The organism is Paenibacillus sp. 2RAB27, assembly GCF_052115445.1.
Classification (GTDB): Bacteria; Bacillota; Bacilli; order Paenibacillales; family NBRC-103111; genus Paenibacillus_E.
The window spans coordinates 115,195-127,828 of the sequence record NZ_JBFRGR010000021.1; the positions used below are offsets into that span (position 1 = coordinate 115,195).

The 12,634-nt window shown below is 47.0% G+C and carries 9 protein-coding genes; 2 read left to right on the forward strand and 7 right to left on the reverse strand.

The window, feature by feature from the left end; genetic code table 11:
- Positions 1-119 precede the first annotated feature (119 nt).
- Together AB4114_RS24610 and AB4114_RS24615 are read right to left on the reverse strand one after the other, a co-directional pair.
- Complete coding sequence (locus AB4114_RS24610; protein WP_441990815.1) at positions 120-1,907, reverse strand: sensor histidine kinase; 1,788 nt, start codon at positions 1,905-1,907, stop codon at positions 120-122.
- Positions 1,908-1,914: 7 nt separating this feature from the next.
- Positions 1,915-2,703 (reverse strand): response regulator transcription factor, encoded by a 789-nt coding sequence (locus AB4114_RS24615; protein ID WP_441990816.1) that lies wholly within the window; start codon positions 2,701-2,703, stop codon positions 1,915-1,917.
- Between the two features lie 309 nt (positions 2,704-3,012).
- Here AB4114_RS24615 and AB4114_RS24620 point away from each other — a divergent pair, with 309 nt between their 5' ends.
- Entirely contained in the window at positions 3,013-3,375 is a 363-nt protein-coding gene (locus tag AB4114_RS24620) for a hypothetical protein (protein WP_441990817.1), read from the forward strand.
- 580 nt (positions 3,376-3,955) lie between these two features.
- Here the strand turns inward: AB4114_RS24620 and AB4114_RS24625 are convergent.
- The 5 genes from AB4114_RS24625 to AB4114_RS24645 all read right to left on the reverse strand — a co-directional run bounded on the left by AB4114_RS24625 (position 3,956) and on the right by AB4114_RS24645 (position 11,295).
- On the reverse strand, positions 3,956-6,178 hold the full coding sequence (locus tag AB4114_RS24625; protein WP_441990818.1) for a hypothetical protein: 2,223 nt from the start codon (positions 6,176-6,178) through the stop codon (positions 3,956-3,958).
- 19 nt (positions 6,179-6,197) lie between these two features.
- A complete protein-coding gene (locus AB4114_RS24630) occupies positions 6,198-7,373 on the reverse strand; it encodes an ABC transporter permease (RefSeq protein WP_441990819.1) in 1,176 nt (391 codons plus the stop codon).
- The gene (locus tag AB4114_RS24635) at positions 7,370-8,095 is read right to left on the reverse strand and encodes an ABC transporter ATP-binding protein (RefSeq protein WP_441990826.1); all 726 of its coding nucleotides are present in this window, start codon (positions 8,093-8,095) and stop codon (positions 7,370-7,372) included. Before AB4114_RS24635 ends, AB4114_RS24630 begins: the two co-directional genes overlap by 4 nt.
- A gap of 34 nt (positions 8,096-8,129) precedes the next feature.
- On the reverse strand, positions 8,130-9,827 hold the full coding sequence (locus AB4114_RS24640) for an efflux RND transporter periplasmic adaptor subunit (RefSeq protein WP_441990820.1): 1,698 nt from the start codon (positions 9,825-9,827) through the stop codon (positions 8,130-8,132).
- Positions 9,828-10,473: 646 nt separating this feature from the next.
- Positions 10,474-11,295, reverse strand: coding sequence for a hypothetical protein (locus tag AB4114_RS24645; protein ID WP_441990821.1), 822 nt, complete (start codon positions 11,293-11,295; stop codon positions 10,474-10,476).
- Between the two features lie 368 nt (positions 11,296-11,663).
- On the opposite strand from AB4114_RS24645, the gene AB4114_RS24650 reads away from it, so the two are divergent.
- Entirely contained in the window at positions 11,664-11,927 is a 264-nt protein-coding gene (locus tag AB4114_RS24650) for a DoxX family protein (protein WP_441990822.1), read from the forward strand.
- Positions 11,928-12,634 lie beyond the last annotated feature (707 nt).

Sequence of the window (12,634 nt, forward strand, 5' to 3'; positions counted from 1 at the left end):
AAGGACACCTCTTTTCCATCTCTGTACTCGCTTCCAACGGGTTACGTTTAGTATAGCAAGCGCTTTCTTTGGAAAATATACAGTGATCCTGCGAAAATGTCCGAATTCTTGCAAACGTTTTATTTTGGTTTCTCTGTATGTTCTACAGATGGAAGCTCGATGCGGATTAACGTACCAACCTCCGGAATAGAGAAGATAGTCAGGCCGTATTCGGGGCCAAAATGAAGTCCAATTCTCTCATGAACATTCATAATTCCGATTCCGGTAAACCTGTGTTTGCTCGGTGCTTTGTGCCTCTCCGCAAATAAACCGTCCAACTGCTCGGAATCCATGCCCAGCCCGTTGTCTCTGACTGTAATAATCAGTTTATCTTTGAGGCATTTTGTCCGAATTCGAATGGTTCCCGTGCGCTTTAACGGGACGAGTCCATGGAAAATGGCATTTTCTACAAGTGGCTGCAAGGTTAATTTCAGAATCGTTTTCGATTGCGTTTCAGGTGCAGCTTCTATTTCCATTGTGAATTTATCGCCATAACGTACTTTCTGAATGTATGCATACATTCTCAGCCCTTCTAGCTCATCGTTTAAGGTAACGAACTCAGTGGTTTTATCAAAGCTGAACGACAATAAGCCTACAAGCGTCTTGATCGCTTCTCGAACTTCGTTGATTTTGTGCTGTTTAGCCAAAGAGCTAATGCAGGCGAGGGTGTTGTAGAGAAAGTGCGGGGCAATTTGGCTCTGGAGCATTTTCAGCTCAAACTGCTTCTTCCGCCGTTCTGCTTCCTTCGTCTCATGCAGCAAATGATGAATACGCTCCATCATAGCGTTATAACTGCGCGCCATCCGGCCAATCTCGTCATTCCCAGTCACATGAATGGTGTGAAGCACCTCCATATCACGAACCCGGTCCATCTTTGCAACTAAAGTACGCACGGGCAATGTAATGTAGCGACTTATCATATACGTACTGACCAATACAAGGAAAATCCAAAAAACTCCCGCCGTACTGAACGTACGGTAGAGACTGCTAATATTATGATAGAAAAAACTATTCTCATAGAAGGCGACAAAATACCAACCGAGCTTGTTCATTCCTGATTTTACAGCGACTAAGTCACCTTCTGCTCCTTGAATCTCTGACGCGCCAAGTGGAAGCTCCGCTATTTGGTCAACGAAACCTGCATTTAGTTCTGGCGGAAAAACACTCGTATTGTACGGAAGCAATCGATAGGAACTTAGAGGAAGACTAGCATCGAAGGCATGAACAACGTTCCTTTTATTAGTAATGATCGAGAATGTTTGATTTTTCGTATTCATAAATTGAGCAATCAAACTCGTTAACTGAACGAGATCGATTTCCACGACAGCCATTCCTTTAAATGACTTCGTCGAAGAAGATTGGATTGGCAGAACGAAGGCGACTGTTTTTCCCGACATGGAGGATTGATACGGTTCGGAAATGAACATTCCGTAGGTTTCTTTGGCTTTTGTAAGCAACATGGGGATTTGCGGATTTCCGATAATATCAAAAGTGGTTTGAGAGTTCGAGATGATATTGCCATCTTCACGAACCAAATAGAGCGACTTATATAGCGTACTGTTCATTTTCGCATAGGCACGCAAATTCTCCGAAGCTTCCTTCTCCATGCCTTCATTTAGTAAATCTTCACGGGTAGAGATGAGTAAAAGAATGTTTTGCACATTGTCCAAATAGGCATTCATATAGAGATTTGTTCGATCAATAATAATTTGGGCATCCGAAACGACTTGCTTCCGAAACAAATCCTCTGCTTCGCGCAAGTTGATCCAGGCAAGTCCCCCTAGCAAAACCAGTGTCCCTAGTGACAAAAAAAGAAAATGTTTGGCCAACATGCTCCAACCACTGAACCATGAGATAAGCGCTTTCATAATGTCATCAGCCCTTTTTATAGTCTGTAGGTGCTACACCGGACCAAGTCCGGAAAAGCTGTGAGAAATACCGATAGCTGGGTATGCCTACCTGTTCGGCAACTTCGTACACTTTAAGCTGTGTGGTCTGAAGCAGGATCATGGCTTTCTCCATACGCAGCCTGGTAACATAATCGTTGAAGGATTCTCCTGTTTCTTCCCGAAACAGTCTGCTAAGATAGTACGAGCTCAGACCAACCTCTGCGGATACAGAAACTAGCGTAATGGGCTCCCCTAGCTTATTCTCAATGATTCTTTGAGCAAGTAGTACTTCTCTCCTAATCTTTCGAACGTCACTTGCTTCGGATTCTGGCAGACTGGATATCTCCCGTTTCATTCGTTCTTGTTCATATTGCTTAAGATCGACTTCACGCCTAATCGCTTCTCTCGCCTTTACAACCAGTGCCTTCATGTCCTCTTCGTCAAAGGAAAGCTTGGTAAAATAGTCCAAGGCTCCGAGCTTCAGCGCTTCTTGGGCATAATGAAAATCGCTATGACAGGTTAGCAGTGCGAACTGAATAAGCGGAAATCTCTTTCTTACTAGGCGAAAAAGTTCTAATCCGTCCATAATGGGCATCGTGATATCCGATATAACAAGATCCGGCTGTAGGGCTTCACACAGCGCCAAAGCCTCTTCGCCATTCTCAGCTTCCCCTGCAAGTTCAGCTTCGAACGAATGCCACGGCATCGTCCTAAGCTCATGTCTTAACGGCTGTTCATCATCAATGATTAACACCTTTATCGGCGTAGCAGACACATCAAGCACCACCCTATCATTGAATTGGTTTGAATAATAAGGACCATTATAGCAGTTTTTATGACTATCGATATATTCCAATAATTGATAACTTATATTTTCCGCATGCAATCTCCTCCTCCGTCTCACATACCACTGGTTATAATTGCTCTTCATTAGTCTAATCTTGGGTTCATTCACACAAACCCCGAATCTATTAAACAATCAATCTATTAACACATTTTCTCTTATATAGGTAAATCTAGTTAACAGGCACGCCACCTTCGACATCTACTATAAGCAGATAGAGAGAAGGAGGTGAAAACATAGATGGAGAACAAAAAACGCAGCATCCCTACTCTCAAAGATTCTGGCAAGCTTGGCAAATCGTACACGCGCGTCCCGCTCGGCAAAAATTTTGGTCCTACACAAACGCTTAGACGACTTACTATTCTTTGGGTAGATAACGCCGGTGTTCCTTTCGTCACTTCAGGCTTTTTCTGTGAGGCTCGTACTTTAAATGGAACCCGCCTTGCAACTGCTCGCTTTGATGCATTTGGAACTGCCGTATTCCGTACAATCGGTACCCCTACTACACGTACTTTAGTTCTTAGAACTTTTGATGCAGACGGCGTCATCTTCCGTACACGTACGGTTCGTTCTGGTATTTCGGCTTTCGTATTTATCGGCTAATTAACCAAAAACAGCCCACCCCCGATAAATTCGAGGGAAGGGCTGTTTTCTCTTACTCATTTCTTCTTTACATATAAGTTCCAGGCCATATACAACAGTACCCCTGTCCCACTCCCTAGGAGAAACCAGTACACTTTTGACATACTACCGACTGACTGCGCAAGTAAGGGGTCCATTGACTGCACCTGCCGTTGTCTAGTATAATTTACTCATAAATGGCGTATAAATAGGCAAGGGACAAGTACACAACCGATTGGTTATTTACTGGTTCCTCTCAGAAAAAGTAATCCCCAACTTGTCTAGGGTCGGGAGGATTACTTTTTTCTTTTATCCTGGGAACCGTTCAACACTTTAGCTAAAACCTTTAGCAAAGTAACTGCGAACATTGCTCCTGCGATAAAATACTTCACGTTTTCATCCATACGCTTTCACCTCCTTGCCTGTGAGATGAAAGTTTCCCAACCGCTATGTACTTGTCCTTATCAAAATTGTAGCATAACCGCCTCATTATGGAAATAAATTCCGATTAACCAAAAACAGCCCAACCCCGGCAAATCCAAGGGTAGGGCTGTTTTCTCTTTTACTTAAATTGCTTCAGAAGGCGCTTCGCTGTTCCGTTCGGTGTGTTAATGACTTCGTACATATTGACGACGATGCCGTTATTCACTTGCTCGTTTTTCAAACCAGAAATCGTTACTCGCTGGCTGCCGCTCGTTAGTTTGCCCGTGCCCATTAATGAAGCATCTTGAGTACCAACGATACGACCGAGAGAGTCGACCATTTCGAATTGGATTTTGGAGAAATTAGAATCAATAATGACTTGATCTTCATGTGTAATATCCATGTCGAGTTGAAGAACATATGAATAGGTTCCCCCGCTATACGTCCAGCCAATCGAGCTGTCATTGACTTTAAGTGAGAATGGATAGATCGCGATGGTATCTCCAGTTTCTTCTCCCTGTAGAGCCACTTTGAACGTCCCTGCGGACACATTGCCTTCAGAGACAGACTTATCATCGTACACATTCAGCGCAAATGAATCATCCGCTGTCGTTTCCTTATTAGGAAGCAAGTAGGAGTAGCTGACTACATAGGAGCTTCCTGGTGTAATTTGCGTAGCCGCCGCGCTTTGGCGAGAGCCCGTATAAGCATTGCCTTTATTATCGATAAGCTCGTTCTGCAGATCAGGCAGTGCGAGCGTGCTCGTGCCGTTGTTCGTGATTTTGTATTTGGCGATCGCGGTTTTGTAGCCAAGATCATCATTTTCATGCGCATGAAGCTCGATGAGCGACACATCCAGATTCGGATTCACAACGCTGCTGCCCAGAGCAAGCTTGGTTCCAAGCACATAGTTTACCGCTGTGGTGAAGCCGTTTTGGGCTTCGCTCGCACCCTTGAGCAGGAACACAGCCACAGGCTGTTGCCCTGATGTTGTCGTTGTACTGTTACCTGTTGTCGTTGTACTGTTACCTGTTGTCGTTGACCCGCTTCCAGTCGTCGCTCCACTATTACCTGTCGTTGATCCACTCCCCGTACTACCAGTCGTGGTCCCACTTCCCGCCGTGCTAGCCGCTGCTTTCTGCCACAGCACGAGTTGTGCCGCATTCGGATCGACGCCTGTCGGCAACGTTGCATTGAAGTAATAAGTCGCCGTCTCCTTCGGCGCTAAAAAGCCGCTGCGCGTAGTGTTATCTGTCGATGACACGGATGAGCCCGAGTCTCCGAACTGGTAGGAGGCTGCTAATGAAGGAACAGGAGCTACAGCGTCCCCATCATTGCTTAGCGTAACCACGGTCTGAACGTGGACACCATCCGCTTGAATCGAATACGTAGAGGAGCTTGCCTTCGCTGTCACGTTCTCGCCATCCTGCTGCCCGGCATAACTCTGTTTCACGCCCAAAGCTACCGTATTCAGCGACGAATTCATACCCAAAGTTCCTAGTGAAACATCTTCACTTTGATTGAGGTAATAGTATTCCAACGTTAGCCCGCTTGTCGGCATGCCTTTGGAAATGAGCGTTTTGAGTGTCAATGTATCGGACTGATTGGGCAAAATAGCCGTATCCGCCCCACTCGCAACAGTCGCCGTGTATTTCAAGCCATTGGCATCCACAAGTCTAGCCAGCAAACCTGCGGGTACTTTCACGCTGCTTGAGCCTAGGTTCTTCGCTGCAACTTGCGTGTACATGTACCATTTGCCATTCTCGGTCACACGTACACTCTGCCCTAATTGAAAAGCAAGGGACGCATCATTCGCCAATGTGCTGTCTAGCGTGCGTAAGCTAATAATCTCTTCTGGGGCTTCCAACTGTCCATCTTGAATGACGGAGGCAATCGGCAGCTCACCGAGATGATTCATGAAATCGGATTGATTGTAATCCCAGCGGAATACATCTACTTTCAAATCAGCAGCAGATTCACCAGCTGGTAAATTCGCGTAGAATCGGAAGCTTTCCTCTTGCCCGCCGTTCACGATGCCGCTCTTTTTCTCACTCAAATTGGCCGTGTAGCTATGTCCAGCACTGTCCGTCACGCGCACACCATACTTGTTAAAATCAAGCGTCTGATTTTCCCCATTATGGAACAGGACGGAGAACTGCAAGGATGAAGAGGAAAGTGAGGCTCTATTTAGCATAAAATAGGAATCCTTCGAGATAAAAACGCCTTCAGATGCAGCGTGTGCGGATGGCGCCGGAACTGCCCATGAGGCAGCCAGCAAACTTCCCGTCAGCAGTACAGCTAATCTCGTCTGTTTAAGTGAGTTTTTGGATCGGAGTCCAATCGATGTTAGTTGACGAATCATGGTACAAACCTCCTGTTGCCTAATCGTAACGCAGCGCGTCGATAGGTTTTAATTTTGATGCTTTATTCGCTGGATATAAACCGAAAATGACACCAACAAGTGCTGAGAATAAGAACGCGTAAAACCCAACGTTGAGCGATAGGCTCGTCTCTTGGCTTGGATTGATATACGGCCAGGCCAGTGATAAGGCGACCCCAACCAGCAAACCGATCAAACCGCCCATCCCGCTAATCAAGGTAGCTTCGACTAGGAATTGCAGCAAAATATTTCTCCGCTTCGCCCCAATCGACTTCCGGATCCCGATCTCCCTTGTTCGCTCACTCACGGTGACGAGCATAATATTCATAATCCCGATCCCGCCTACAAGCAGGGAAATCGCTGCAACAGCAACCAATTGGTTGGTCAGCGTACTAGACGCCGTTTGTCTTGCGCTAATGAGCTCGGATGAGTYCAAAATATTGTATCCAGTTGTACTTTTAAATTTCTGATATAAGTACGCTTCAACGGCTAATTGTGCACGGCTGACGAGGTCACCAGAGGATGCTTCCACATAGGCGGTCCGAATGTTACCAAGCTTAAAATCCCGGCTCATCGTCGGCAGCGGCACTAACACGGAGCTATCCAATGAGGTTCCGCTCGTATTGGAGCCCTTCGTTTGAAGAACACCGATAATCGTGTACATGTAGCCCTTCACATTAATTTCTTCGTCGATCGGGTCTTCCTTGCCAAAAAACTTCGTCGCCACTTCACTCCCGATAACCGCAACGTGATTGCGGAAATCCAGATCTGCCTGAGCGAGGAAACGTCCGCTGGCCATCTTCCCTTTTTGCAACTCCAAATAACGGTCATTCGTTCCGATCACATTGTAGCTCTCCGTTGTGCGGTCGAACTTAATGGAGCTATTCTGCGTCATTGTGGGTGCAATCGATGAGATGCCCGCAGTACCCTCCAGAGTCATGAACTCATCGTAATTCAACTGTGTGGCGCGACCGTTCCCCATCAGGTTTACTGTTAGCAGATTCGTCCCCAGACCTTCGTACTGCTTTTCGATGGCTTTGGACGTCCCTTGACCGATGGACACGAGCGTAATCACCGAAGCAACCCCGATAATAACGCCTAGCATGGTCAGAATCGTTCGTAACGGATTAGAACGAATCGTGCTCATCGCCATTTGGAAAAGCTCCCAAATTCTCATGAATGCGCCTCCTCTAACTTAGGCACTTCAACGGACCACGCATCATTGCGTGTATCACTGACGATTTCACCATCTCGCAGCGCCACCACGCGCTTCGCGTTGTCTGCAATGTGATGATCATGGGTGATTAATACAATCGTATTGCCCTGATGATTTAATTCTTTGATCAACTCGAGTACCTCGATGCCCGTCTTCGAATCCAAGGCGCCTGTTGGTTCATCCGCTAGAATGAGCGACGGTGAAATGGCCAACGCTCGCGCAATCGCAACCCGCTGCTGCTGTCCACCCGAAAGCTCACTTGGCTTGTGATGTCCGCGCTCACCCATACCGAGCTTCTCCAGCATGCGTTTAGCTTGTTCTTTCCGCTGTTTCGCAGGTATGCCTGCGTAAATCATGGGGAGCTCGACGTTCTCCGTCGCTGACAGCCTTGGCAACAGGTTAAACTGTTGAAAAATAAAACCGATCTTCCGATTGCGCAGCTGAGCAAGTCCGTTGTCTGACATTTTCTCAGTAGCTACGCCATCTAATGTATATGAACCTGACGTCGGACTGTCTAGCAGCCCAATGGTATTCATCAACGTCGATTTCCCCGATCCGCTGGGACCAATAATGGCGACAAAATCCCCTTCTGCAATATGCAAGGTAATGCCGCGCAAAATCTGCAATTCCTCCGCACCACGGGTGTAACTCTTCGTGATCTCATTTAGCTCAATGATATTCATCCCATTCGCTCCTTTCAGGGGCACGGCTAGCTCTTTATTGACGCGTTCCGCCGCCGCCACCGCCAGCATTACCGCCACCCTGGAAACCACCGCCACCAGCTCCACCTACACCGCCTTGGAAGCCGCCTGCGCCACCTGGGAAGGCACCTCCGCCTGGGAAGCCTTGCTGTTGCTGGTTCGTCGTAGTTGTTGCTCTACGTACTGGCATGACAACCTCTTCGCCTTCTTTTACCCCGTCAAGCACTTCAACTTGCGTTTTGCTGCGAATACCTACTTTTAACTCCCGCTCTTCCGTCGTACCATCGGCCTTCTTCACCGTAACCGTCGACTTGCCTCTTGTTGTCGTCACCACTTGTATCGGAAGTACGAGAATGTCCTTCTTATCTTGGATGAGGATTTCAGCTGTCGCCGTCATCGCATATTTCAAATCGTTCTGTGCTGTATTCGGAATCGCCACAACCGCATCATACGTGGTCACACCATTCGTCGTTGTCCCCACATTGGATACAGAAGTCACTTCACCTGTAAAAGTTTTCCCTGCAATCGCATCGACTTTTACGTTAACCTTTTGTCCGACCTTCACACTCGTGAGATCGAGCTCATCCACAGCAATTGCGAGCTGCATCGTACTTAGGCTTGCCACAGCACCCAGCGTTGTGTTCGCATTAATTTGCGCGCCAACTGGGTAATTCCGAAGAACGTTATTTTTACTGTTGGCAAAATCCGCTGAGAACACGCCATCAAACGGTGCTTTGATCGTCAATTGATCGACTTTTTGCTGCGCATCGCTGACACGAATTTTCTGGCTTTCAATCGCAGATTGCTTGGCGACGATATTCTTTTGGAGGTCGTCGTTAAAAAGGGTCACAATGAGATCGCCTTGTTTAATCGTATCGCCATCTTTGAATTTCAGTGTTTTCACCGTACCGCTAGCTTCAGAGAAAATGGACGCCGTGCGGACATAAGCCAGTGCAGCCTGATCGGAGGACGCTACTTTGGTGCTGCCGCTGCCTATGCTGCCTTTGACCTTCAAGCCTGCCGAAAGTGTACCGTCGTTATCCACGAGTACATCGATCAAAACCACCTTATTCCCATTCGCGTCGGCACTAATTTCGTGACCGATGGTATCGACAGCACCAACCTTCGATAGCAAGTAACCATCCACGCTTAGCTCCACGGGGTCACCTTTTTTCAATTGCACCGCTTCTTGCAGTGAAAATGGCAGTTTCACCTTAAACTGCGTTGTATCTGAAATCGTACCGATCTTCGTCGTTTTATTCACTTGGCTGCCGACATCGAAATTAGCATTCAAGGTAATCTTGCCTGACATCGGAGAGGATACGCTCATATTTCCTTGTTCAGACTTCAGCTCCGCTAGATCACTTTCCAGCTGTCCCAAAGTCACTTGCGCTTCCTTCAAATTCGTTTCCGTGGACGGGACTGAAAGTTCGACGAGCACATCGCCTTTTTTCACCGCTTGATTCTGGGTTAAATTCATCGTTTTGATGATCCCTTCGATCGGGATCACAATGTTTTGCTTATCCTTAGCGTCCAATTGGGAGGTACCTGATACGGCCATCGAAATGGCGCCCTTGGCCACTTTCATTGTTGTTTGTTGTGTCGCCGCTGTTGCTGGCTTCGCATTATTATGTACATAGTAGTATGTACCTGCCCCACACAGGATGGCCGCCAGGGCTACAATGAGCCACCTTTTCTTACTGCCTACTTTCATCCGTCATAACCCCTCTCACGGTTTACCTAAACACTCGTTGCCTAGGTCGTACAATCTTCACAAGATGTAGTCTACTAGGGGCGACTGAAACCTGTCTGAGTGTAAGCTGAAAGTAGGTTGAACGAAAGCTGAGTGTTTGCTGAAAATGGGGAGGGGTAACATGCCGCAGCTTGGGCTGTTACTGGGCAACTACCAGGGACAGGGCCGGTGCTGATGCCTGGGCCTGGACAGGGATAGGACAGTGCCGGTGCTGCTACCGCTAAGGCTACGAATGCGAATGCTGCTACTGTTTGCCGCCACCCAACTGCCGCCAAGACTGCCCCTGCCCCCTTGTCCGCCCCCGACTCCCTAATAACTGCAAAAACGCCATCTAATTCTCTGGATTTCCATCAAATTTAGAGAGTAGATGGAAAATGTACATCTATTTTTTCACTTTCTGACGTGTTTCGCCTAATAGCCCGAAATTAGCTGTACATTCTACAGTTAGTAGAGTGAACGGGAGAATTCATGCGAAATTAACTGTATGTTTTCCAGTTGTTATGACTTAGCTACTTTAACAGCTCCCTATCTAGCAAAATTGCATCTAATCTTCCACCTCAAGCACAAAAAGCCGCTCACATGGTGAGCAGCTTCGTATGACATCCCCTTAGTTGGCAGCTGTCGGGGCTGGTGTTGCTGATTGTTTGGATGCATCCCGATTAGGACGACCTTGACCGCCTTCAGGACGCTGGTGAGCCGTACCTTTTTCCTCTACAGCCTTCTTAATCGAATCCGTCATGCCGTCTTTAATTTTGCTGATCAAATCATCTTCGCTAATGCCTTTCGCTGTTGCGATATCCACGAGGGATTTACCGGATTCTAGCTCTGTTCTCAGTTCATCTTGAGTAAGACCTAGAATTGTCGTAATGACCTCCGGATTGCCGAAGTGTCCTGCGCCAAATCCTCCAGGGCCTCCTGGGCCACCTTTACCGCCGCCTGGAAAACCGCCTTTAAATCCTGTGCCATCAATTTGCTTCGTTAACTGGTCGCTAAGACCTTTAATAATCTCGTCTGCCTTCTCTTGGGTCAGCTTGCCAGCCGTTACTTCAGCTGTAATGTTAGCTGTTTCTGCTGCAACAAGCTTGGATAAGTAATCTTCCTTCGATAGTCCTTTTTCAAGAGCAAACGCTGCTAATGTTTTATCTGCTTTAAGTGCTTCCTGTACAGCACTTTCTTCAACGCCTAGAATCGTTGCTGTTTCTTTGATCACATTGCCGCCACGGAAGCCACCGCGATCTCCCATTTGTCCACGACCTTTATCGTTAAAGCCTTTACCGCCCTGTCCTGCTTTGGGTGCCGCTGTGCTCGTGGAATTGCCGACTACTGTATCTGCGAACGCTTCATTATGTAGGGCTCCTACTAAGCCAACTCCGATGACAAAAGATGCTACTAGTGAACCTGCGAGAATTTTTTTGCTGATTTTTTTCATAATTTTATTCCACCTCATCTTTAGATTTGTGTGTGTTTCCCTTACAAAACCAAGTATAGCCCCCTTACCTGAAACCCATCTGAGCGTAAACTGAAGGTTGGTTGAGAGCTATCTGAGAATTGGCTGAAAATGGCATAGAAAAATATCGCATCATTTTTTACGTACTGGTGTTCGCTTTTACCATTCTATATGGTAGAATAAGGATCATATGAGCACAATTCCGAAATAGATAGGGGGACGGTCTAATGTCTTATCGTAAAGAACGCAACATGCTAATTGCTTACTGGGTAACCACCATCCTAGGACCTGCAAGCTTCGTCATTGGCGGATTCTTCTTCATTACCCATGGCTAGCAGCAAATCGCTACGTTGACCGGGCTCGGATATCCTGAGTATATCTTAACCATCCTGGGCTTCTGGAAGCTGATGGCCGTCATCGCCATCCTGATCCCGCGTTTTCCCCGACTGAAAGAGTGGGCATACGCTGGCTTTTTCTTCGAGCTCTCGGGAGCCGCGGCTTCGCATATTTTGAATGGCGACAGTCTAGCTCTCGCTGCCCAACCGCTAGTGTTTCTAGCGCTCGTCATGGCTTCATGGGCACTTCGCCCGCGCAGCCGCAAGCTTGTCTCATAGCTGTTGAAGCAGAAAGGCCAACCGTTTGGCGGTTGGCCTTTCGTGTTTGTGCTGGTGGGATAGACGATAATGGTGGGGGCGAGGGGGGTGAGTAACTAGTCAGTCTGTAGGTGGGAGGCGATAATCGTGTGCGATAGAGTACTATGTCGATGAATGCGAGGAGTTTCAGTAGCTAGTTTGTGGTGGAAGGCAATCACTGTGTGCAGCTGGATGCTATGCTGGTGGGGGCGCGGAGAGTAGCTGAACTTTTTTCGTATAACAGATAACTGCAGGTTCCCGCATACTTAATACTTCTCGCCTACTCTACTCTACTCTACTCTACTCTACTCTACTCTACTTCACTTCACTTCACTTCACTTCAATTCAATTCAATTCAATTCAATTTACTACTTTCCTCAACTCCTTACACTTACACTTACACTTACACTTACACTTTCTCTTTCTCTTTCTCTTCCAATTCCACTTCCCATTCCCCCCTCACAACCATTAACTGTAAAAAGTACAGTTAATTCCCTCCCAATTCCCTTATATCAACGTTTAACTGGATTTCCTCCATCTATTTCTGACGATTCTCTGAAGCCCCCTAATTGGATTGGAGTCATCAATATGCAATAAGGTACAATATCGGTGAGGGGGAATGAAATGTATGAAAAGCAATATCCTTTATGATGAGCAACGCATCAAAGTAGCCCAAGAGGCTCTTAGCG

Excerpts from the sequence above, each read along its gene's own strand:
- AB4114_RS24610 (WP_441990815.1), bottom strand. The coding sequence starts at position 1,907 with ATGAAAGCGCTTATCTCATGGTTCAGTGGTTGGAGCATGTTGGCCAAA.
- AB4114_RS24620 (WP_441990817.1), top strand. The coding sequence starts at position 3,013 with ATGGAGAACAAAAAACGCAGCATCCCTACTCTCAAAGATTCTGGCAAG.
- AB4114_RS24625 (WP_441990818.1), bottom strand. The coding sequence starts at position 6,178 with ATGATTCGTCAACTAACATCGATTGGACTCCGATCCAAAAACTCACTT.
- AB4114_RS24635 (WP_441990826.1), bottom strand. The coding sequence starts at position 8,095 with ATGAATATCATTGAGCTAAATGAGATCACGAAGAGTTACACCCGTGGT.
- AB4114_RS24640 (WP_441990820.1), bottom strand. The coding sequence starts at position 9,827 with ATGAAAGTAGGCAGTAAGAAAAGGTGGCTCATTGTAGCCCTGGCGGCC.
- AB4114_RS24645 (WP_441990821.1), bottom strand. The coding sequence starts at position 11,295 with ATGAAAAAAATCAGCAAAAAAATTCTCGCAGGTTCACTAGTAGCATCT.